Source organism: Thermanaeromonas toyohensis ToBE (assembly GCF_900176005.1).
Lineage (GTDB): Bacteria > Bacillota > DSM-521 > Neomoorellales > Neomoorellaceae > Thermanaeromonas > Thermanaeromonas toyohensis.
This window is the reverse complement of sequence record NZ_LT838272.1, coordinates 989,117-1,010,716: the sequence shown is the minus strand read 5'-3', so window position 1 is coordinate 1,010,716 and position 21,600 is coordinate 989,117. Positions and strand designations below refer to the sequence as shown.

General features: G+C 48.9%; 26 protein-coding genes and 1 riboswitch. All 26 genes read right to left on the bottom strand.

Annotation, left to right across the window (positions count from 1 at the left end; all coding sequences use genetic code 11):
* Window positions 1-7: 7 nt before the first annotated feature.
* Window positions 8-883, bottom strand: coding sequence for a MinD/ParA family protein (locus B9A14_RS04920; protein ID WP_084664468.1), 876 nt, complete (start codon window positions 881-883; stop codon window positions 8-10).
* Window positions 858-1,919: a flagellar biosynthesis GTPase FlhF gene (gene flhF, locus B9A14_RS04915; protein ID WP_084664467.1), complete on the bottom strand. Its 1,062-nt coding sequence runs from the start codon at window positions 1,917-1,919 to the stop codon at window positions 858-860. The genes B9A14_RS04920 and flhF overlap by 26 nt, the downstream gene beginning before the upstream one ends.
* Window positions 1,909-3,990, bottom strand: coding sequence for a flagellar biosynthesis protein FlhA (flhA, locus tag B9A14_RS04910; protein ID WP_084664466.1), 2,082 nt, complete (start codon window positions 3,988-3,990; stop codon window positions 1,909-1,911). Before flhA ends, flhF begins: the two co-directional genes overlap by 11 nt.
* 17 nt (window positions 3,991-4,007) lie before the next feature.
* Window positions 4,008-5,078 carry a flagellar biosynthesis protein FlhB gene (gene flhB / locus B9A14_RS04905; RefSeq protein WP_084664465.1) on the bottom strand — a complete coding sequence of 357 codons (1,071 nt, stop codon included), beginning with the start codon at window positions 5,076-5,078 and terminating at the stop codon, window positions 4,008-4,010.
* Window positions 5,079-5,161: 83 nt separating this feature from the next.
* Window positions 5,162-5,932, bottom strand: a complete 771-nt coding sequence (gene fliR / locus B9A14_RS04900; protein WP_084664464.1) for a flagellar biosynthetic protein FliR — start codon at window positions 5,930-5,932, stop codon at window positions 5,162-5,164.
* Between the two features lie 51 nt (window positions 5,933-5,983).
* Window positions 5,984-6,253: a flagellar biosynthesis protein FliQ gene (gene fliQ, locus B9A14_RS04895; protein ID WP_084664463.1), complete on the bottom strand. Its 270-nt coding sequence runs from the start codon at window positions 6,251-6,253 to the stop codon at window positions 5,984-5,986.
* A 24-nt stretch (window positions 6,254-6,277) separates the two neighbouring features.
* A complete protein-coding gene (gene fliP, locus B9A14_RS04890) occupies window positions 6,278-7,039 on the bottom strand; it encodes a flagellar type III secretion system pore protein FliP (RefSeq protein WP_084664462.1) in 762 nt (253 codons plus the stop codon).
* Window positions 7,036-7,359: a flagellar biosynthetic protein FliO gene (locus tag B9A14_RS04885; protein ID WP_084664461.1), complete on the bottom strand. Its 324-nt coding sequence runs from the start codon at window positions 7,357-7,359 to the stop codon at window positions 7,036-7,038. The genes fliP and B9A14_RS04885 overlap by 4 nt, the downstream gene beginning before the upstream one ends.
* 6 nt (window positions 7,360-7,365) lie before the next feature.
* Complete coding sequence (gene fliN, locus B9A14_RS04880; RefSeq protein WP_084664460.1) at window positions 7,366-7,737, bottom strand: flagellar motor switch protein FliN; 372 nt, start codon at window positions 7,735-7,737, stop codon at window positions 7,366-7,368.
* Window positions 7,738-7,748: 11 nt separating this feature from the next.
* On the bottom strand, window positions 7,749-8,228 hold the full coding sequence (locus B9A14_RS04875; protein ID WP_084664459.1) for a flagellar basal body-associated FliL family protein: 480 nt from the start codon (window positions 8,226-8,228) through the stop codon (window positions 7,749-7,751).
* 26 nt (window positions 8,229-8,254) lie between these two features.
* Window positions 8,255-8,446 (bottom strand): flagellar FlbD family protein, encoded by a 192-nt coding sequence (locus B9A14_RS04870; protein WP_084664458.1) that lies wholly within the window; start codon window positions 8,444-8,446, stop codon window positions 8,255-8,257.
* Between the two features lie 191 nt (window positions 8,447-8,637).
* The gene (locus B9A14_RS04865; protein WP_084664457.1) at window positions 8,638-9,465 is read right to left on the bottom strand and encodes a flagellar hook-basal body complex protein; all 828 of its coding nucleotides are present in this window, start codon (window positions 9,463-9,465) and stop codon (window positions 8,638-8,640) included.
* An 18-nt stretch (window positions 9,466-9,483) separates the two neighbouring features.
* Window positions 9,484-9,873, bottom strand: a complete 390-nt coding sequence (locus tag B9A14_RS04860; RefSeq protein ID WP_084664456.1) for a flagellar hook capping FlgD N-terminal domain-containing protein — start codon at window positions 9,871-9,873, stop codon at window positions 9,484-9,486.
* A gap of 64 nt (window positions 9,874-9,937) precedes the next feature.
* Entirely contained in the window at window positions 9,938-11,335 is a 1,398-nt protein-coding gene (locus B9A14_RS04855) for a flagellar hook-length control protein FliK (RefSeq protein ID WP_084664455.1), read from the bottom strand.
* Window positions 11,336-11,380: 45 nt separating this feature from the next.
* Complete coding sequence (fliJ, locus tag B9A14_RS04850) at window positions 11,381-11,830, bottom strand: flagellar export protein FliJ (RefSeq protein WP_084664454.1); 450 nt, start codon at window positions 11,828-11,830, stop codon at window positions 11,381-11,383.
* Window positions 11,831-11,865: 35 nt separating this feature from the next.
* Window positions 11,866-13,176, bottom strand: coding sequence for a flagellar protein export ATPase FliI (gene fliI, locus B9A14_RS04845; RefSeq protein WP_084667037.1), 1,311 nt, complete (start codon window positions 13,174-13,176; stop codon window positions 11,866-11,868).
* A gap of 80 nt (window positions 13,177-13,256) precedes the next feature.
* Entirely contained in the window at window positions 13,257-13,952 is a 696-nt protein-coding gene (locus B9A14_RS04840; RefSeq protein ID WP_172839038.1) for a FliH/SctL family protein, read from the bottom strand.
* A gap of 25 nt (window positions 13,953-13,977) precedes the next feature.
* A complete protein-coding gene (fliG, locus tag B9A14_RS04835; RefSeq protein WP_084664452.1) occupies window positions 13,978-14,988 on the bottom strand; it encodes a flagellar motor switch protein FliG in 1,011 nt (336 codons plus the stop codon).
* Between the two features lie 9 nt (window positions 14,989-14,997).
* Window positions 14,998-16,575: a flagellar basal-body MS-ring/collar protein FliF gene (gene fliF, locus B9A14_RS04830; protein WP_084664451.1), complete on the bottom strand. Its 1,578-nt coding sequence runs from the start codon at window positions 16,573-16,575 to the stop codon at window positions 14,998-15,000.
* A gap of 14 nt (window positions 16,576-16,589) precedes the next feature.
* A complete protein-coding gene (gene fliE / locus B9A14_RS04825) occupies window positions 16,590-16,919 on the bottom strand; it encodes a flagellar hook-basal body complex protein FliE (RefSeq protein ID WP_231967928.1) in 330 nt (109 codons plus the stop codon).
* 29 nt (window positions 16,920-16,948) lie between these two features.
* A complete protein-coding gene (flgC, locus tag B9A14_RS04820; protein WP_084664449.1) occupies window positions 16,949-17,377 on the bottom strand; it encodes a flagellar basal body rod protein FlgC in 429 nt (142 codons plus the stop codon).
* A gap of 3 nt (window positions 17,378-17,380) precedes the next feature.
* Window positions 17,381-17,779: a flagellar basal body rod protein FlgB gene (gene flgB / locus B9A14_RS04815; RefSeq protein ID WP_084664448.1), complete on the bottom strand. Its 399-nt coding sequence runs from the start codon at window positions 17,777-17,779 to the stop codon at window positions 17,381-17,383.
* A gap of 168 nt (window positions 17,780-17,947) precedes the next feature.
* Window positions 17,948-18,063, bottom strand: a riboswitch (cyclic di-GMP riboswitch).
* A gap of 105 nt (window positions 18,064-18,168) precedes the next feature.
* Entirely contained in the window at window positions 18,169-19,245 is a 1,077-nt protein-coding gene (locus B9A14_RS04810) for a bis-aminopropyl spermidine synthase family protein (protein WP_084664447.1), read from the bottom strand.
* 121 nt (window positions 19,246-19,366) lie between these two features.
* Window positions 19,367-19,582, bottom strand: a complete 216-nt coding sequence (locus B9A14_RS04805) for an AbrB/MazE/SpoVT family DNA-binding domain-containing protein (RefSeq protein ID WP_084664446.1) — start codon at window positions 19,580-19,582, stop codon at window positions 19,367-19,369.
* A 47-nt stretch (window positions 19,583-19,629) separates the two neighbouring features.
* A complete protein-coding gene (locus tag B9A14_RS04800) occupies window positions 19,630-19,989 on the bottom strand; it encodes a flagellar protein FlaG (RefSeq protein WP_084664445.1) in 360 nt (119 codons plus the stop codon).
* A 62-nt stretch (window positions 19,990-20,051) separates the two neighbouring features.
* Window positions 20,052-21,584, bottom strand: a complete 1,533-nt coding sequence (locus tag B9A14_RS04795) for a tetratricopeptide repeat protein (RefSeq protein WP_084664444.1) — start codon at window positions 21,582-21,584, stop codon at window positions 20,052-20,054.
* Between the last annotated feature and the right edge of the window lie 16 nt (window positions 21,585-21,600).

The window sequence follows — 21,600 nt, the reverse complement described above, 5'->3', positions numbered from 1 at the left end:
TCTCTCCCTATCTGGTTGGATAAACTCCCGTTACCCTGGCCCTGCTCCCTAAAAGCAAGTATAGCCGCTGGAAAAAACCGCCACCACCCCGGCCAGTTACTGGTAACCCTAGAAGGCGATCGGCTACTTCATCTATAGCCCTAGCTGCCGCCGAAGTAGGATGGTAAATGAGCAAAGGCTTCTGCTCTCGTACAGCTAACCCTACAGCTTTATCTTCGGGTATAACGCCGAGAAAGCTCAACTTAAGGGATAAAAAACGCTCTGCCACCGCCTGTAGCCTTTCTGCTGCTTCTCGCCCATCCCTTAAGGTAGTTGCCCGGTTAACTACGAGGTGTAACTTGACTTTCAGCCGGGACAACCCCTTAATTAGCCCATAAGCATCGGTCAGGGCTGTGGGTTCTGGCGTGGTCACTACTATACCTTCTCCTGCCGCAGCCACAAAGCTTAAAACCTGGCGTGATATGCCTGCACTGGTATCCACCAATAGAAAATCCATTCCAGCCGTTATTTCCCGTAAACTTTCTAGTAGGATTTCCTGTTGCTGGATAGTCAAATCTGCTAGTTCTCGAACTCCTGACCCCCCTGGAATGAGAAGGATTCCTTCGGGACCTTCAACTATAATATCTTTAAGCTGTTTTTCTCCTCTAACCACTTGACTCAAATCCCAGCGTGGCACCAATCCTAAAAGAATATCTATATTGGCCAACCCTAGATCAGCATCTAGCAACATAACCTGTTTATGCCTCCTGGCTAGGGCCAAGCTTAAATTCACCGCAATGCTTGTCTTACCCACCCCTCCCTTCCCACTGGTCACTGCGATGACTCGGCCCCCAGCCCCCCCTTGTTTACCGACCAGTTCACGCAGACGGGCCGCCTGATCCATCGGCAGTCACCGCTTTCCAAATAAGCTGGGCTAAAGTATAGGGATCTGCTTCTTCCAAATCGTCAGGTACGTTCTGGCCAGTGGTGATATAGGCTACAGGTACCCCCGTAGCCTGAACTACCCTAGCTATTACGCCGGGACAGGAAGTCTCATCTAGCTTAGTAAAAATGAGGTGGTTAAAGTCTAGGTGGCGGTACCCTTCCACAGCCCTTAATAAATCTTTGCTCCTGGTGGTTCCGCTTAAAACTAAATACACCTCTAGGGGGCGGACAGCAGCTAAAAAACCTGCTATTTCGGCTAACTGAGCCTTATTATCCGGGGGACGCCCGGCTGTATCAATAAAAATGACATCACAATGAGCTAGCTTATTCACCGCTCCCTTGAGCTCTTGAGGCGTCATGGCCACCTCTAAGGGTAAACTCATAATCTCAGCATAAGTACGTAACTGTTCCACCGCGCCTATCCGGTAGGTGTCCAGGGTTATCAGGCCTACCTGCTGGCGGCGGTATAGAGTAAAGTTGGCCGCCAGTTTAGCTAAGGTGGTAGTCTTACCTACCCCGGTAGGTCCTACTAGCGCCCTTATCCGCCCTTCGGGTTTCTTAAGAACTCTAGACAGGGATAAATGCTGGACTAAACGGGCGAGGATGGTCTCCCCTATTACTTCAGGTTTGAGCGTGCCATCTAGACCAGAGAGAAGATCCTCTACTAGCTCCTCACCCATATCCTGAGCTAGCATAAGCTGGCGATAGTAAGCTAGGGAGCCACCAGTTTCCTTTGTAGCAGAGACCAATCTCTCCAAGCTTTTTTTGATCTGGGCGAGCTCTTCTTCGATCTTTACTCCCCTTACCTGACTATCTGCCATTGGTCTCGTCTCTACAGCAGCGGTAACTTCCAGGCGAGGAGGCTGAAAGAGGCCCTTCCATCCTGGCTGACGCACCCGCCGGGTAGATATGATAACGGCTTCCGGGCCTAGTTCCCTCCGGATGGCCATATAGGCTTCCTGCATATCCCGTACAAGGTACCGCTTAATTTTCATTTAAGTTTATCACCTCGAGGGCTTCTACTTCTAAAGCCGGATCCAATTCACTATAAGAGAGTACTGGCACCTGGGGCAAGGAACGCTGGAGGAAACGCCTCAAAGGCAAGCGGATCCGACCAGAACATAAGATAGAAGGCTGTACACCTTTTAAAGCCGCTCTGCTTACAGCTTGACCTAGGCTTTCTAAAAGCTGTTTGCTCCTTTCCGGTGGTAAAACCGGAAACTGGCCTTGAGGTGTCGGTTGTAAGGATTCTGCTATTTCCTGTTCCAGCCGAGGGTGCAAAGTAATGGCCACAAGTTTCCCTTCTGGAGCATATAATTTGCTTAACATCCGGTAAAGGCTACGCCGCGCTGCTTCAATGAGAAAATCTAGATCCCTGTTCACCCTAGCTGCATCAGCCAGGGCTTCTAGAATAGTTGTTAAATCTCTTATCGGCACCCTTTCCTTAAGAAGGCTTTGAAGAACTTTTTGCACCTCACCGAGGCTTAATAGATTAGGTACTAGTTCTTCCACTACAGCCGGGCTCGTCTCTTTAATCTTATCCAGGAGTTCCCGCGTCTCCTGGCGACCCAAAAGTTCATGGGCATGGGCTTTGATAAATTCTATAAGGTGAGTAACCAAAACAGTAGTACAATCCACCACCGTAAACCCTCTCACCTCTGCCTCCTGGCGTTCAGCAGGTGTTACCCACCAAGCCGGAAGCCCAAATACAGGTTCACGGGTAGGTAGCCCTGGCACCTCACCTTCCCCTGCTGGGTTCATGGCCAGGAAGTACCCTGGCATAAGTTCTCCCCTAGCAGCCTCCACTCCCCGTATTTTAAAAACATAAGCGTTGGGGGGTAACTGGAGATTATCCCGGATCCGGATAGGCTTTACATAAATACCCAGTTCTAAAGCACACTGTCGCCGGACTGCAGCCAGGCGATCCAGCAAATCCCCACCCTCGCTCTCATCCGCCAAAGGTATAAGACCATAACCTATTTCTATCTCCAAAGGATCTATCTCGAACAGGGCGAGGACATTCTCCGGCTGCCTCCTTTCTGGCTTGACCCGTGCAGTAGCCTCCTTGCGCTCCCCTTCCCGTCTCCTTTCTTCCTGGGCTAAAATATAGGCAGCATAACCTACCCCTAAAGCCAATATAAAAAAGGGGAGGCTAGGCAAACCAGGAACTAGCCCAAGAAAGAACAATATCCCGGCCACCAATCCTATCCCCCGGGGGAAGGCAGTCAATTGCCGCACTACCTCACTAGTAAATCCCGCCGTAGCCCCTGATCTAGTTACGAGTATCCCGGTAGCTGTGGAGACTAACAACGCTGGTATCTGGGTAACCAGTCCGTCACCGATGGTCAGGCGGGTATAGGTCTCCAGCGCTTGTTCTAAGGACATTTTGAACTGCCAAGTGCCTATAGCTAGACCCCCTAGGATATTGATTACAATAATTATTAGCCCAGCTATAGCATCACCCCGGACGAATTTGCTCGCCCCATCCATAGCCCCGTAAAAATCGGCCTCCCGCTGCAGACGACGTCGTAGCCTTTTAGCTTCCTCTTCTGTTATCAGGCCAGCATTGAGATCTGCATCTATACTCATCTGCTTACCAGGTAAAGCATCTAAAGTAAAACGTGCCGCCACCTCCGCTACCCGCTGAGCCCCATGAGTTATAACTACAAACTGGATGACCGTGATTATAAGAAAAATGATAAAGCCTACTATGTAATTGCCTCTCACCACAAAGCTCCCAAAGGCCTGGATAACGTGGCCAGCGAAGGCTTGGCTTAAAACCAGCCTTGTAGAAGATATATTTAAGGCTAGCCTAAACAAGGTAACTACCAGGAGGAGGGTAGGGTACACCGAAAAGTCCAAAGGTTCAGCTGTGAACATAGTAGTAAGCAAGATGGTCATGCTTATAGTTAAATTGACAATAAGTAAAAAGTCCAAAAGTAAAGGGCTTATGGGTACCACAATGAGAAGTACCACAGCTAAAACCAAACTCGCTATTACTAAGTCATTATAAGGTGTCAGCCGTCGTAAAGCCGCTAGCATCCCCTGGTTACCAGGTAAAGCCATACCCCATCACTCCACTTCTACCAATGCCCCTGTATCCGGTAAATATAAGCCAAAATCTCGGCCACCGCCTGATATAGCTCTACTGGGATCTCTTCTCCTATCTCAGCCTTGCGGTAGAGGGCCTGGGCCACTGGAGGGTTTTGTATAACAGGTACGCGATGCTCCCGGGCCACCTGGATAATACGCAGAGCTATACTTCCTGCCCCCTTAGCCACTACCCGAGGAGCCCCTTCTTCTTCCCGATACCTTAAAGCTACGGCCAAATGTACGGGGTTAGTGATTACTACCGTAGCTTGGGGTACAGCGTGCATCATGCGGTGGCGGGCCAACTTCCTTTGCTTTTCCCGCAAGCGGGAGCGTACCAGAGGATCTCCCTCGGTCTGCTTTAGTTCTTCCTTTACTTCCTCCCTGGTCATCCTTAAAGCTCGTAAGAACTCGCGGCGCTGAAAAACAAAATCAAGCGCGCCTAAAACTAGATATACCGCCATCGCCCCTAAGGCCACCTCAAAAATTATCCGCGCCATCTCTTGAGCTACCTGGACTAAACCCATCTCCGGGGCCAGGAATAACTTCTGGAATTTGGCCCTTACCACCTGCCAAACCACTACCCCTATAATAAGAACCTTAGCTAGACTCTTACCCAGTTCTACAAGGCTCCGGCGCGAAAAAAGCCGTTGGAACCCCTTTATAGGGTTAAGATTTTCTAAGCGAGGCATCAAGTTCTCCGTGGAGAATATAAACCCCACTTGGGCCCAATTGGCCGCTAACCCCACAACCGCTGCTACTCCAAAAAGAAGAAGCAGTAGCTTGCCAGTTTCAAACAGGGCAAGATAAAACAACGCAATAAGGCCATCCGCATCCAGCTCCTGCCGAGGAAAAGACAAAAAGGTAGAAAGTATGCGCCAAGTAACTACCCAAAAGCTTTCCCTCCGCCAATAGATGAAAAGAACCAAGGCTAGCAACACCAAACTTGCGCTTAAATCATTACTCCGGGCTGCCTGCCCTTTCCTCCGTACTTCCTGCAGGCGGTGTGGGGTAGCCTCTTCTGTCTTCTCTTCGGCAAAAAGCTGGAGATCTATAAATCTCATAGTTTTAATCCGCCTAGGCTAAAATTTCTACTTCTTGCTCTTAAAGGCTTCTTCCCTGTAACATCCCCTATATTTTTACTCCATTAGTAACGCCAGTGGCTTAAAATAACCCCGAGATCCCTTTCCATCTGCCCTACTAGGTTGCTTATGGCTGCCGCAAAAAACGGTAAAATAAGTATAACCACAAGTAAACCTAGCCCAAGTTTTATAGGGAAGCTTAAAATGAAAACATTAAGTTGGGGCACGGTACGGGCTAAAAGACTTAAAGCTACATCTGCTATGAGTAAAGCCCCAATAACTGGCAAGGCTAAATTTAAACTCCAGCGCATCACGTCGCCCCAAATCCGTACTGCATCCTGGACCAGCACACCGCTAAATTTAGCGCTCCCTAGGGGAAGGAACATAAAGCTTTCCTGCAAGGCCAAAAGTATTATATGATGGCCATCAAATTGTAGGAAAAGCAGAAGACCAAGAAGGGTAAAGAACTGGCCCCACAAGGTTACCGGCATTCCGTACTGAGGGTCTAGGAGATTGGCCATACTCAAGCCCATATGTATATCCAGCAGCTCTCCCCCCACTTGAACCGTAGCAAGTAAAAGAGCAGCTAAATATCCCAAGGCAAGCCCTACTAGGGCTTCCCTCAAAGCGGCCAAGGCATAGGTAATCTCCGAAGTAAGAGCTAATTCGGTTGTTGATAAAATTGGAAAAAGAAGGAAAGCAAGCAGAACAGCTAGTCCTACCCGGACCAGAACAGGAATACTACGGGCGGAGAAAATAGGGGCTACCATGAAGAAAGTGGTCAAGCGCACCAAAACCAGGAAAAAGATCTCTGCCCGTTCCAAGTAGGCTAACATCTACTTCACCTTCCAAGTTTCTGCACAGCCTGGAATGCTATAACCAACTCTTCACCTAACAAAGGAGCCTAAATTACCCAGTAGTTGGCTAGTAAACTGCAAAAGCACCCCTAGCATAAACCGACCCAAGAGTAAAATAGCCAGGACTACAGCAACAATTTTAGGGACAAAAGTGAGGGTTTGCTCTTGGATCTGGGTAGCTGCTTGAAAAATGCTGATCCCTACCCCCACTACTAAACTCAAAAGAAGAGCCGGTGCAGCAAGGAGTAGAGCAGTAGTCAAGGCCTCCCGAGCCAACCCCAAAACAAATTCCTGCGTCATAATTGTCCCTTCCCTCAAAAACTACTAAAAGCTCTCCAAAAGGGATTTCACCACCAGATACCAGCCGTCCACCAATACAAAGAGCATTAGCTTAAAAGGCAAGGATATCATAATAGGAGGTACCATAAACATCCCCATGGCCATAAGGGTACTGGCCACTACCAGATCGATAATTAAAAACGGAATATAAATCAGGAACCCCATCTGGAAAGCGGTCTTCAATTCACTTAACACAAAAGCCGGGATAAGAACATACAAGGGTACGTCCTCTCGCGTCCTGGGTTCGGGTATTCCCGCCATGCGGATAAATAAAGCCAAATCCTTCTCCCGCGTCTGGCGATACATGAATTCCCTTAAAGGCCGGGAGCCCCGGTCCAGGGCTTCCTTTTGGGATATTTGCCCCGCCAAATAAGGGTCCAGGGCTTGCGACTTAATTTGATTATATACTGGAGCCATGGTAAAAAAAGTAAGAAATAAGGCTAACCCGATGAGAACCTGGTTGGGCGGTACTTGCTGGGTAGCTAGGGCGCTCCGGACAAAGGAGAGCACAATAATGATCCTGGTAAAGGAAGTAGTAAGTAAGAGAATAGCCGGAACCAGGGCCAGGAAAGTCAAAAGGAGTAAAAGCTTTAATGTACCCACCACCTGCCCAGGCTCTTCGGTCATGCTAAGCCTCAGCTCTAAATTCGGCAACGGCTGGGCCAGGGCAGGCCTTAAGTTTAAAACTAAGACTACTACGAGTACCCCGGCCACCAAAGCTACCCGCAAAAGCTTGCTTGTCCTCATGGATTAAATCCCGGGGGCCAAAGGCTTTCCCGGCCCTCCCACACCTCTACCTCGCTCTCCCCGTAATCCATAAGCTCAGTCAAGAGAACCGGAGGTCCCTCCCCTACTCCTATAAGAAAATACCGCCTTCCGCAGCGCACTACCAAGAGAAAACTTTTAGGGCTTACTGGCAAGCGAGCCACAATCTGAAGGGGGCCAGTAGACGCCGAGTAAGGGTTAAGCCGGCCCAGCCCGTATTTCACTGTCAGATAAGCCCCTGCTAAAACTAGCGGAAAAAAGATCAAAAGGCGGATCAAGGCCAGGACGAAATCCCGGTCCACAGGCTTTCACCGTCCCTCCTCAGGTGCTTCAGCCAAAGTGTTAAGGCGCACCCCGAGGGTTTCATTGATAACCACAACCTCGCCTTGGCCTAAGGGCTTTCCATTAACTAATATTTCCACAGGTTCACCTACCAGCTTATTAAGGACTATTACCGAGTCTTCCTTAAGGTCCAAAACCTCCTTCACCAAGAGCCTGGTCCTTCCTAATACTGCAGTAAGTTTAAGAGGGATATCCAGGAGTTTCTCTAGCCCCGCCCCTTTGGAAACACCGCTTACAGGTTTAAGTTGGCTAAAGACAGCTCTCTTAATCTGAGGTGTACTGTTTCCGGCTTCTAAAGCCTGAATCAATTGTTGGATTTCCTCATCTGTTAAAGTCATATCAGTTTACCTCACTGGATGATAAATTCTTCAAAGTAAAGGGCTTTAACTTGCCCGATATCTAGCTCCGCGTTGATCTTCGCCAGTAGCTCCCGTTTCAAAGCATCCTCCTGAGCCAAATCCTCGGTCTTCTTACTGCGCAGCACTGTTATAATGGTATCCCGGATACGGTGTAATTTCTGGTTAAGCTCTTCCTCCAAGTAAGGGCTTAAATATTCTAAAGTGATCTTTACCCGGAGATACCGCCGCAAGCCAGGATCCGCCAAGTTTACTACAAAGGGTTCTAGGGTTAGCTTACGAACCTCAGCCGGGCGTGCTGCCTTTTCCTGGGAGGGAACAGGTACTTTAATAGAGCTCCCGTGGAAATATAAGTAACCATACCCACTTCCCAGGAGAAGCACTACAAAAACTAACACCATTGTAAGCCATGGCCTTTTTTTCTTTTCCTTCCGGGGCTCTTCTTGCTGCTCATCCCTTCTTCTTACAGCCACCTCGGCACCTCTCCCTGCCTGAAAGCTTACTTAGTAGAACAGGCTATATTCCGCCGGTAAGCCATCACCTTCTCTATAATCTCATCCATAGACTGGGTAACTAATATTTTCTTCCCGTTGGTTAAAGTGATGACTGTTTCCGGTACGCTTTCCACCCTCTCGATAAGCTCCGCATTAATGGCTATCTCCCTTTTATCTAAAGTAGTCACCTTAATCATAAAACCCACCTCTTAAGCCCGCAACCTTTAAGCCCGTCTTATATCCTAAATATAAGAGACAGCCTGCTACTCTACGCTTCCATACACAAACTGCTACCATACGCCTCTTCCAGAGATACCTTGTTACCTCTAACCCCTGCTTGACTGTTTGAAACTAACATTACCTAAAGCTCTAAACACCCTTTAAGATCCTAACGCTTAAGGTTTACTAGCTCCTGGAGCATTTCATCAGAGGTAGTAATGGTCCGGGCGTTAGCCTGGAACCCGCGCTGAGTGATGATCATATCTGTAAATTCCTGGGCCAGCTCAACGTTAGACATCTCTAAAGCTGAAGGAATGATGGTAGTGTTAGCTAGAGAACCCTCTCCTGGAGCCATATCACTGCCTGGTGCTCCAGAACTAGCTGTTTCTTGGTACAGGTTTTGCCCTACTTTGGCTAGCCCGGCCGGATTAGAAAACTTAGCAATGCTTATGGGATTTGCTAAAGTTTGGGTGGCTCCATTTCTATCTACATAATGAACATAGCCCTTTTTATCGATGCTAACACTTTGAGGCATAGTAGTAGGATCAGCCATATCTGCGATCTGTACTGGAGTACCATTAGTATCCAAAACTTTCATACCATCAGGAGTTACTAGATAACCCTGGTTGTCAAAATGAAAAGCTCCCGCCCTGGTGTAATATATAGTAGTACCGCCATCCGGTGAAACCCTAAAGAACCCATCGCCCTGGATCATCAGGTCCGTCCCGTTCCCTGTAATCTGAGCAGCGCCCTGGGTATGGATCACATCTATGCTCCCCAGCGTTACCCCCAAGCCCACCTGCTGGGGATTGGTCCCGCCTAATTCGGTAGTTCCAGCTGAACCACCCCGTAAGGTTTGGTAGAAGACATCCTTGAAAGTTACTGCACTCTTTTTAAAGCCCACTGTATTTACATTAGCGATATTATCCCCTATAACATCCATCCTTGTCTGGTGGGTCCGTAAGCCAGAAACAGCTGAATAAAGGGAACGCATCATAAGTTAAAAATCCCTCCTTTACGGATTCCTTATTTCCTCCAAGCTGGTCCAGGATATCTCTTGCCCGCCTATTCTAACCAGAATACTGTCGCCTGCGAGTCGTACAGCTTCCACCACGCCCGTAATGGTCCTCTCCCCTTGCCTTGCTATAGCCTCCTTACCTATCAATCCCTGGGCCTGGATAAAAGTAGCATACCGCTGCTGTTCCATCATTTCATAGAGTTGTTCTAGTACACTAAACTGGGCGAGCTGGGTTATAAATTCCGTATCTTGGATAGGCTCTAAAGGATTCTGGTATTGGAGCTGAGCCGCTATAAGCCGGAGGAAGGCCGTCTTATCTAACATCTTCTCTAGCCCCTTGCTAGCTGTTGTCGGGGAGGCTCCACTGCTTACGCTAGTTACCTCCATAAAATTTAACCCCCCTAGTTTCGTTTATTCTCCAGCCAAGGGTACCGATGGATTAAAAAGCAAGCTAAGCTAAATAATCGAGCCGGTAACTATTTCGGGCAGGCGCAACCTGTAAAGTATCTTCTTCGCTCTTAACTTCTAAAACCGGCCAAACTTGTGTCCCCCAGCTTCGCCCCTCGCCTGGCCCCTCCCAGCCCTTTCCCCCCTGGCCGGTGCTTACCTGAACATGTATCTGTTCTAGCTTAAGGCCATAAGTTTGTAAAACCTGTTTAAGCTCAGGTAAGGCTACCTGGAGCGCCCGACCAGCTTCGGGAGTTTCTACCATTAACTGGAGGGAAAGGCGATTTTCCGCCAGCACCACATGCACTCGTAGTTTCCCTAAAGATTCGGGCTTCAACTTAAGCTCCAATTCATAACGATCCGGATAGGCCTGCCAACGAGCCAGGGCTAAAAGTTTGGACGCTAGTTCCCCTAAGTTGCTCAACCTATATGGGCCTGCCATATCCACGTTTCCAGAAACCGAAGGCTGGGGCTTGAGGGGTAAGAGAAAATCCCCTTGGTTCTCTTTACCCTTTCCCTCCCCAGAACCTAAAGTCCTCCTCCCAGCCGGCGAGTTCCCCTCTCCTATTGCAACCCCTTCCACAAGCGGGGCTACCTCTCCTTGGAGACCCCTTATAAAGGTTTCCGGTTGTGGCTTAGAAGCTAAAGAATTAGCCGACCAGAGGGAATCCGATGACCCAAAGGAGTGCAGAACTTTTCCAGGACTTCCTTCCCCATTCCTTTCTCCAATAGGACGAGCGGCGGGCTCCTTACTGTTTGCTATATGGTCTATCTCCCAAAGGTTGGCTTCCGGAGAAAAAGCCGATATCCCTGTTTGCCCATCTTTTGTAAGGAAACCAACTTTTTCTTCCAGCCCCTGGTTAGAGAGGAGAGTCTCAGGGAAATCACTAATTTGCACGGGTGACCCAGGAAAGTAACCTGTATATTTTAGTTGGATATCTGGCCAAGGAGAAGTTGGACTCTGGGCTGTACTTTTAGAACTTCCAGAGGTAATCTCCGTTATAAGAAAAGCTAAAGGATCTTCCTCAAGGGTAGTCTTCTCAGGGAAGGCTCCCGTAATCCTCCCACTAGCAACCTCTTCAGTTCCCACCATCAGCTTAAAATCCGCAGGCAGACCTTCTAGCTCTTTGGGTAAACTATTTGGTTCTGTTCCAGATGCTGCTGCCAGACTCAAAGCCAGGGTTTCCCCTATAATAGCAGGTAACCCTAGGTTCCCTTCCAGATCCAGGGAGGAGTAACTTTCTTCTCCTCCGCTCCTTGAGGAAGTAGGATAGTGTATAGCGGAAAGTTCGGCAGCTAAACATCCAGTAAAATCGTTTACTTCCCCAGATTTATGTCCTTTGTTTTCCCTCTTAATAGCAGGCGGGTTTAACCCTACAGACCCGATAATGGTAATATCCATTACTTCACCTCCTTTCTACTAAGATCTTTTTATTAGCAACTGCTGTTATAAATTTCCTTCTTTGCGGTTGTAGGCCACCGCAGCAATATCATCTAACTCCTTCTGTTCTTCACGGGCAAGGGTATATCTAAAGCTTGCTTCCTGGCGCGCCTTTAGGCTATCCAAAACTTTACGCGCCTGCCTGGCCTCCAATACCAAACCTTTATATTCCTCTACCACAGCAGAAGCCTTAGCTACTTTCTCCCCCTGTTCCTCGATTTTACCCTCCATGGCCATAAGGATAAGCTCCCTTTGCCAAAGTTCCTCTAACACAGCCGGCCCTTTCATTTCGGCTAACTTATCTTGTAAAACCGCCCTCTCCTTTAGGTATTCCTGGAGAGATCTCTCTTCCTCTTCTTGCCATTTCTGAGCTAAAGCTAACCGCTTTTTATGCTGTTCCTCTACGGCTTTCCGGTAATTATGTACCTTCTGTAAGGAGAAGCGGAAGGTAGGCAACTACTAAACCCCCTCTTCCCTTTCAAGGCTTTAATTTACGCTTCCAAAGCCTTCTCGAGAGCTTGAAGGGTTTCTTCGTAAGAGAAGTATTCTTCCTTATCCTGTTTTAAAAATTCTTGGATGGCATTATAGTATTTTAAGGCCATATCTACTCTGGGATTAGACCCTGGCTGGTAGGCTCCGATTTCAATGAGATCAGAGGCCTCAGAGTAAGCCGCCAGCAAATCCCTTAATTTTCCTGCTAGCTCCTTTTGCCTAGAGCTTACAATCTCCGGCATTAAACGACTTAAGCTGGCCAGGATATCTATAGCAGGATAATGGTTTCTGGCAGCTAAGCCCCGGGAAAGGATTATATGGCCGTCCAGGAGTCCCCTTACCGCATCCGCCACAGGTTCATTAAAGTCATCCCCTTCCACCAATACTGTGTAAAGCCCAGTGATGGAACCCCGCGAACTATTACCCGCTCTTTCTAGAAGCCGGGGTAATAGGGCAAAGACAGAAGGAGTATACCCCCGGGTAGTAGGGGGCTCGCCAATGGCCAACCCCACCTCGCGCTGGGCAAGGCATAGCCGGGTGAGGGAATCCATAAAAAGAAGTACTTTGGCTCCCTGATCCCGGAAATATTCAGCTATAGCTGTGGCCACAAAAGCTCCCTTTATCCTTACCAACGCAGGCTGGTCTGAAGTGGCTACCACTACTACTGATCTTCTTAAACCCTGGGGGCCCAAATTTAATTCCAAGAAATCCCTCACTTCTCGCCCCCGCTCTCCGATCAAAGCTATAACGTTGATATCAGCTGTGCTGTGGCGAGCGATCATCCCCAGAAGGGTGCTCTTACCTACGCCACTCCCGGAAAAGATTCCTATCCTTTGTCCATATCCACAGGTTATCAAAGCATCGATGGCCTTAACGCCAGTAGAGAGTATCTCCCTGATAGGCCTTCTCTCTAAGGGATTCGGGGGCAAATTATTGACGGGATATCTTTGTCCCCTTACCGGAGGCCCTCCATCCAAGGGCCTACCCAGGCCATCTAAAACACGTCCTAGGAGATCACCTCCCACAGGAACTGTAAAGGATCCCCCCGTAGCTACAACCCGGCAACCCGGCCCTATACCCTCTAGCTCGCCCAAGGGCATAAGTAAGGTTACCTCTTCCCGGAAACCTACTACCTCAGCTACTACCGGGGTCCGGCCATTATTGTAAATGTGGCATATCTCACCTATAGCTGCCCTTAACCCCCGCGCTTCTAGGGTAAGCCCAGTAACTCGGGTAATCTTTCCTCCTTGCTTCCATAAGTTTACCTCGCGTAAGGAGCTTAATGGGCGAATAGTAGCCTGCAGTGCCATGGCATCTTCCCTTTCCAGGGGTAACTTGCGCCTCCCCTTTCTCCTGTTCTTAGCTTGGCTACCTCGTCCTTTCACTACCTTTAAGCGCCTTTCAGTAGGCGACGGACCTCCATAAGCTGAGTATCCACCGTGGCATCTACAAACCCGCTCTCCGTTTCTACCCGGCAGCCACCGGGCTTTAAAGCCGGATCCGCGATAATCTGTAGGCGGGCCTTAGGTGGTGCTTCTTTTAGAAGTTCCTCCCGGTGCTGCCGTAACAAAGCCGCCTCATCAGGTGAAGCGTAAATAGTATAAAACTGTCCTTCCGCTACCCGCTGGATAGCCTTATGGGCTATATCTAACACAATATCCCTGTTGAGTTCTACTTGCCGGCCTACAATTTGTTCCGCTATTTCTAGAGCCAATTCTAATACCTGCTCTTCTGCTTCCTTAAGGGTTTCTTTATAAACCTCTTTAGCTTCCTTTAATACTTCGCGGGCCTGTTCCCGTATCTTTTCCCCTTCCCTCCGTAAAATTTCTGCTTCAGCTTTGGCCGCCTGCAACCCATCCCGGTGTCCTTCCTCCCATCCAGCACGGTAGCCCTCCTCCCACCCTTGCCGCTTTAAGGCTTCAACCTCTTTCTGGGCTTTCTCCCGCAAAGACTCTGCTTCCCGGCGAGCCTCCTCTAAAAGAAGTTCTGCTCTCTCTTTAACATTTTCTTCCGCCTTTTCAAGCAAAAGCTCAACCTCAGGTTGCTCTAAAGGAACTGGCCGTACAGGAACCGGCCTCTGCTCCATTGAACAGAGGGCCCCTTTTATAACCCTAGACCACGATAGCATCACGGCCACCCCGAGCTATAATGATCTCACCCGCCTCGTCTAGCCGCCGGATTACTTGCACTATCCTTTGCTGAGCTTCTTCTACATCCCGCAGGCGAGTGGGTCCCATATACTCTATATCTTCTTTCAGCATTTCAGCAGCCCTCTTGGAGAGGTTGCGATAAATCCGGTTGGCTACTTCCTCGCTGGCTGTCTTTAAGGCCAGGGCCAGGTCACGCATATCCACTTCCCGCAGTACCCTCCGTATGGAGTTATCATCCAAAGTAACGATATCTTCGAACACAAACATACGTTTCCGGACCTCATCTGCTAGTTCAGGATCATCCTGCTCTAACGCTTCTAAAATAGTGCGTTCAGTGCTCCGGTCCACGCGGTTTAAAATATCCACCAAGGCTTTTACCCCACCGGCCACCGCGAAATCCTGGCCCACCACCGATTGCAGTCGCTGCTCCAAGACCTGTTCTAAATCCCGGACTGTCTCTGGAGTCGCTCGCTCCAGGAGGGCAATCCTCTTGGCTACATCCGCTTGAAGTTCCTCTGGCAAAGCGCTCAAAATAACCGCCGCTTGTTCTGGCTCAAGATAGGCTAAGACTAGGGCTATAGTCTGGGGGTGCTCGTTGTAAAGAAAAGTAACTAGCTGCTTGGGATCAGCTTTGCGGATCATGTTAAAAGGCCTAATTTTAGACGTGGCCATTAGCTTACGGATAATCTCAGCCGCCCGGGCAGGCCCTAAAGCCCTTTCCAGTATTTCCCGGGCATACTTGATACCTCCCTGGAAAATATATTGCCTCGCCTCATGCAGCTCCCAAAACTCATCCATTACTTGCTGTCTAGTATTGGTATCCACCATAGTGGTATTGGCTATCTGGTAAGTGATGCGCTCGATATCCTCCTGAGGGAGCTGCTTTAAAACTAGGGAAGAAAGCTCCGGCCCCAAACTCATAAGGAAAATGGCTGCTTTTTCTAAACCGGTAAGCTGCTTCTGCCTCACCACAGTATCCCCTTACTCCTCCGATAACCATGCTTTTATAAGCTGAGCTACGTCTTCTGGATGCTGACGCACGATCTCCCGTAGCCGCTCCTGCCTGGCCCGGCGTTCCTGCTCTTTCCGCCTCTCTTCTTCGCTGACAGCCACCTCAGCCAGGGCCTCTTCTGGTTTAACACCTTCTACAGGCAAAGACTTCCCAGGCACCTGGGCCTCCGGCCAGGCCTCCACAGCAGGGACAGCCCGGCGGCGTCGCAAAAGCAAGAAGAGTAAAAGGAGAATAAGGCTAACCCCCGCTCCAGCCAACGCAAAATAGAGCTGTAGCTTCTGCCGCCGGCGAGCGGCTTCCTCCGCAGCCGCCATCTCGGCTTCCGCCTTCCGCCTTAAGGTATCATCAAAGGCTAGGCTTAAGACCGTAATCTGATCCCCCCGGGCTGGCTGGTAACCCACCGCTGAAGCTACTATCTGCCGGATCTGCTCCTCTTTTTGGGCATCTAGAGGACCGTTCACCGCTACCGAGGCCGAGATACGCTTTATCTGCCCCGGAGCATAAACGATGCGGGTCTGGGTTTCATCCAATTCATAGTTTCGCGTCGTCTCCGATTTGTTATAATTGCTAGAGCCAGGTGTTACAGCCGCATACCCTGGTACTTCCCGGTTCATATCCCCCACTGGACCACTGGCTTGGGTACCTGTCCCCTGTTCATTCTTCACCTGCTCGCTCCTTAAAGCCCCTTGCTTACCCCATTCCCGGCGGGTAATCTCCTGCTGGTTAAAGTCCAACTCCACATTTACCATGGCTACAGCCTGCCCCGGACCCAAAATGGAAGTAAGGAGCCTCGTTATCCTTTGCTCCAGATCCCTTTCTACTGCACGTTCTAATTCTTGCTGTCTCTGCTGTTGAGCGCCAATTGGGAGCTGGCTCCCCTCGGCCAAGCCTGCTGAAAGCACCCTTCCTTCAGTATCAATAATGTGTACATTTTCGGGTTTAAGCCCTTCTACACTAGCCGCTACTAATTGCATAATACCTTGTACCTGAGTGGGTTCTAACTTGGCCAGGGGTTTTAACTTAAGAACTACTGCAGCGGAAGGTGGCTGCCTCTCTTGTACAAATACACTAGGTTGGGGAAGAACTAAGTGTACCCTAGCATCCTCCACTTCCTCCAGGGAAAGAATGGTACGCCGGAGCTCCTCTTGGAGTGCCCTCTGGTAATTAATACGGCGTTCAAAATCAGTCATACCCAGCTTATTCTGGTCGAAAAGCTCAAAACCCAGCCCCTGGGACTTAAGCACCCCCGCCCCTGCAAGAGTCAACCGAGTCTCATAAACCTTGTCTTTAGGTACCAGAATAGTACTCCCTTCATTAGCCAGACGGTAAGGTATTTTCATCTCCTTAAGCTTCTCCACTACAGCCGCCGCATCTCTTTGGTCGAGCTTGGTAAATAAGGGTACATAAGAGGGCTTTACAAGCCAGTACAAAAAGAAACCCATGGCTACTAACCCTGCCGAAATCACCACAGCCAAAGCCGAACGCCTAGCCGGGGACAGGCTAGACCAATACCCTGTAACCTTCTTAAGCCACTCCCGCCCTTTCATGCTTTATAGAGCTCCTACACTTGCATCCGCGAAATTTCCTGATAAGCTTCGATAACTTTATTTCTAACTTGTACAGCCAGTTGCAGGGCGAGACCTGCTTGCTCCAAGGCCAGCATAACTTCGTGTATGTCTTGGATATCTCCTGCTAGGTACTGGAGAGTAAGTTTATCAGCCTTCTGCAGGGTCTCATTTAAATCCGCTAGCTTCTCCTTGAGGATCTCTTGGAAGGAAGCTGCTAATTCTCCTGCACCAACCGGTTTTGTTCTTTGGCCTTCTCCCAAGCTCAAAGGAGGAGAAGTAGGGAGGAGAGATAATCCTTGCACCATCGCGTTCCCTTCCTTCAACCTCTCGCTTTTTCAGCCTGCTTTCTCCTTTAAACACGGCCTATCTCCAAAGCTTTCAAGGCCATGGACTTAGCTGCATTAAAAGCAATTACATTAGCCTCGTAGGCCCGGGAAGCAGTGATGAGGTCTATCATCTCATTTACCACGTTAATGTTAGGGAGGGCAACATATCCCCGGGTATCCGCATCAGGGTGAGTTGGATCATACACTAAGCGCGGAGGCGTATTATCCTCAGCAATACCCACTACCCGTACACCATAGCCTGGGGCTTGAGGCCCTGGAATCCCCTTGAGCTCCCGGAGCCGTTCAGCAAAGATAGCTACCTTTCGGCGGTAGGGCCCGCCTCGGGCCGTCCGGGTGGTATAGATATTGGCTAAATTGCTAGCTATAAGATCCAGCCGCAAGCGCTCGGCCGTAAGCCCGGAAGCGCTGATAGCCAAGCCAGGGAGAAGCTCCAAATTTTACCGCCTCCCTTCATTGATAACATAGCGCCACATCCCTAAACGCCCGTTTAACTGTTGTACAGCGAGGTTATAATTCAAGGAATTCATAACCAGCTCCACCATTTCCCGCTCGATGTCTACATTATTACCGTCCCGGCGCATAGCAGTGAAGCGATCCTGCTCTACCCTCGGTTCTACTTCAGGACCAGAGCCCGGTAGGTGCCTGGGATGCGTCCGGTACAACGTCAATCCCTGTTCCCCGCGCAAGGCGCGCCTTAAGCTTTCTTCAAAAGTGACGTAATAGCGCTTGAAGCCTGGTGTATTGGCGTTGGCTAAGTTATGGGCGATAACCCGCTGCCGTAGAGCAGCAGCTTCGAGGACTTTTCGTAAGGCCTCCCCTACCGCCGACAAAAACACCCTTCTTTCCCTTCTTTCTCCTGTTTTTCACCTTTATCCAACAGTGTAATAAGAAATTGGTAAAAAGTGTAGGAGGCTAAAGTCCCTATTTTTCTATGGGACCATAGTCCTAAAACGACCAAAAAAGCCCGCTCCGAACAAGGGCGGGCAAACTACAAGCTTTCCAGCCCCGGCAGCCTGGCGATCTTAGCCCCGGTAAGCCCAGGGAAGCTACTCGGGCCACCGGAGCCTTAGACCCATGGCTTTGCGCGCATCCCCTTTCGGAGAGCTTGCCCTTAACGGAGCGCTAAGTAAGAAATTTTTACCTTGATGGTTAATACTTATTCAACACAAAATGCCAAAATCCTGCAGGGTTCTCCAAAATTTAGCTAAAGTTTTGGTTAAAATTTTTAACTACCCTGGCTTCCATAAATAAGAGCCTCTTCATCTACATAAAGCTCGCAAGCGGCCGGTTCGTTTTTAACCGCTTCCACCCGTTCCAAAACCTGTATTCTATACATGGCCGAATGGTACCAATTCATCTGGGGCTCTACCTCAACAAAGGGGAGCTTCGCCTTAAGGCTGGGAAGGAGATAATCCCAATTCACATACTGGTTAAAGTCTTCAATAATATCCGTGATGGTTACTTTAAACTTTCCTACTAGAAGCTGCTGGAGCCGATTCCACTTCTTAAGGGAAGATTCAGCATGGGTTAAACCAAAATACCCGGCGCAACCCTCCCCTTTGAGACTAGCCAATCCCCGGCTAAGGCATACTTCCAAAGCTTCTAAGGTTTCCGGCGGGTCCGTAATAAAAGTATCAAAGTATCCTACATATTGGGAAGGTAAAGGTTGGCGGAAATCGTATCTTTCGGCCTTAACTGGCATGTTTTCCCGCTGCGCTACCTCGTTTATGAAATTAAGAAGCCTCTCATCGATCTCCAAAACCACTACTTCCTGCGGCAGACCTGAAAGGCCTGCTGCCAAGCTCACCAGATCATCATCGCCTAATACTAAAAGTTTTTTCCCTTCCAAATCTCCCCTGTCAGCCAAAAGAGCTATACGGCTTACCGTAGTCTCCGGTGTCACATATCCCTGATCATATTCTATAATAGCCTCCGGCCGGTGGGCGGCAATTTCTTTAAACCGCTTTAATACCTCTTCTAGCCCTTCTAAACCTACGCCCCGGCCCATACAAGCTCGGCAACGATAAACTTTTTTGGGCTTTATTCCCTTCCCTTCTATTGCCTTTTGTCCAGAAGGGGTAAGATTAATAGCCCCATCCTTTCCTACTTCTATCCAGCCCTTCTGTCCTAATATCTTTATCGTACATACCACTACATTAAAAGGCTGGCGCGCAAGCTGAACTATCTCCCAGAAATGGGAAGTCACTAAAAGACTAGAAAGGACTTCCTCTATATCCCTCTTAGTAGTCTCAATACCTGTCTCCTGCGCTACCGCTTGGGCGATCTCTTCTTTTAGGTCCATAATATCCCCCTTTCAAACAACATTAAAAAAGGGAAGCTTTTATTTTGGCCCCCCTTACACGTGTCTACATACCTTATTTTTAGCATTTCTCTACCTCATCCGTCAAGCTAACTTAAAGCCCTTATATTCTTAAGCTAGCGGCTTCCTCTCGCTTTTGCTCTGACGGTTCTTCCTTGGAAAGCTCCTTAAGCAAAAGCCGCCGCAAGATAACGTGGTCCCCCTCTAGCTCTACAGCCACGTGATCTCCTGCTTCCCAGGCCAGGATTTTCCTAATCTCCTTAGGGATAACTATCTGTCCACGGCTGGAAAGCTTAGTTATAGCAATATGCCGGCTCATTGTATTTCTTAAAACCTCCTTATTTAAGTCCCAGGAAAAAGAGCTTTTTAAATCAACACATCCAAAAGTAATCCAACCAATTGTTGCATTTGGTTTGCAATTTTAAGCGCATTCTCAGGTGGTATACGCCTAATAACTTTGCCTTGAGTTATATCTATAACCAAAACATAAATCTCACCTTTTTCATAATCTACCTTAAACCGCAGCTCAATATTAAATAATTCTGCCGCAGCATTTAGTTTAGCTATCGAGTGCTCAAGATGCTCACGGGCAAATTCCTGCCCTTGCGAGTTTTCTCTATCTTTATCAGTCAAAATATTTACTTCTTTAGTATCTGGTACCAATGGCTTTTGTAGCTGTACCTGAACTTGGTTGAGAATAAGCGGATCCACGCCTTCCACCCGCATGCTTTGCCTCCCCTCCCAAAGTTCCTACACTGTATTTTTTAAATCGGCAATCAGATAAAAATCTAAAGTAAGGGGGTAAGATCGCCCGCGTTCGCCAACTCTGTCGGACCAAAATACTGCGACAGAAGGGTTCTGGTTGGTGGATGACGAAGGTCAAGAATCTGAGCCAATGCCTTAGCAAAGCGCGGAACTATTTTTGGCTTAAACTCAATACGTCCCAACCTCTCGAGAGCTGGCAAGAAATAGGGATTGCGGAATAAAGACTCATAGTAGGCTGCAGCAGCTTTCTCTAACTCTCCCTTTTCATAGTACGCTTCCCCCATGAGGAAAAAGGCCTTATAGCTTCCAGAACCAGGATCACTGTAAAACCATGGAGTAGCTTCTCCTTTCTCTATGGCTTTAGAGCATACCTGAAGAAGCTCGTCACGACATCGAAGTTGGTAAAAGGCTAAGGCCTTAAGATAGTAGAGGTCGGTATAGGCGGGATAAAACTTTATACCATCTTCCAGAAGGAGAAAAGCCTCATCAAAACGTCTCCAGGAAATAAGGCTTAAGGAGAGATTTCGCAGTATCAAGGCCTTGTGAGGCTCTGGGGCCGCTCTATAAGCCTCTTTGAAGGCAGCTATGGCCTCTGAAACTTTCCCTGTGGCTGCAGCGTCAACAGCCTGTAAATGTAAGCGGTGATGGTAGGGCGGTTTTACTTGAAGATAGGAACGGTTCATCCTTTCCCATCGCCCATACCCCAGTAGGGGAGACCGTAACAGACGCAGGGGTTTCCACTGCTGGCAGTAGAGAAAGGGTACTTCTTCTAAAAATTCCTTACAGGCCATAGCCTCCCTCCCCTCTAAGAGACGAAGAGAAGGAAGTATTAGGTTTCCTAAGCCTCCAAGCTCAAGAGGTATCGCCTCCAGCAGCGATAACTTCCGCGGTGGATAAAGGAAAACTTTCTCCCAGGAATCACGATCTTCCAACATGGGGACCTCTCCCTCTTCTAGTATAAAAACCCAGCTCATTGGTTCTACAATTGGTTCTACATCTGAAGAAAAAGAGGGATAGTCTTGAATTTCCGTCACTTTAAACACACCAAAAACGCTTTGCTCGTGCCCTTCAACTTTTTGTGACAAAGAGGGAGGGTAAACGTAAATTCGCTTGGGTGAAAGCTCTATCTCACTGACTTTGCCCCGCAGGCCTTCAAGATATTCTTTTAAAAGGCGGGCTGCCTCTTGCCAAGGCCGACCAGGAATTTTAAACTTTTCTATTGATAAGACCTGCTGGTTACCTCTCTGGCAGTGTTCCTGAGCTTGGGTCAGCCAGACAATGCTTTGCTCATCTGCCCCAATCTCTTCCCCTTCCCAGCAAAGACAAAATTCGTAATCAGGAGGCAGGGATTGCTCCAGCAATTCCACCAACTCGCTGGCCCTTATTTCCCAGGATCCCCGGTTTACAATTGCCAACTTTACCCCCTCATTTTTAAGGGCTAGCGCTAGCTGTCGATTAAACTCTGCTCGAGGACCCTGGCAAAAGAAATCGCCCACGAAGACCACCCGCAGGGCCCTTTTGTTGTTTGCCCGGTACTCAAGAAGGCTAAGGCCCATCCTTAAACCTCTCCCT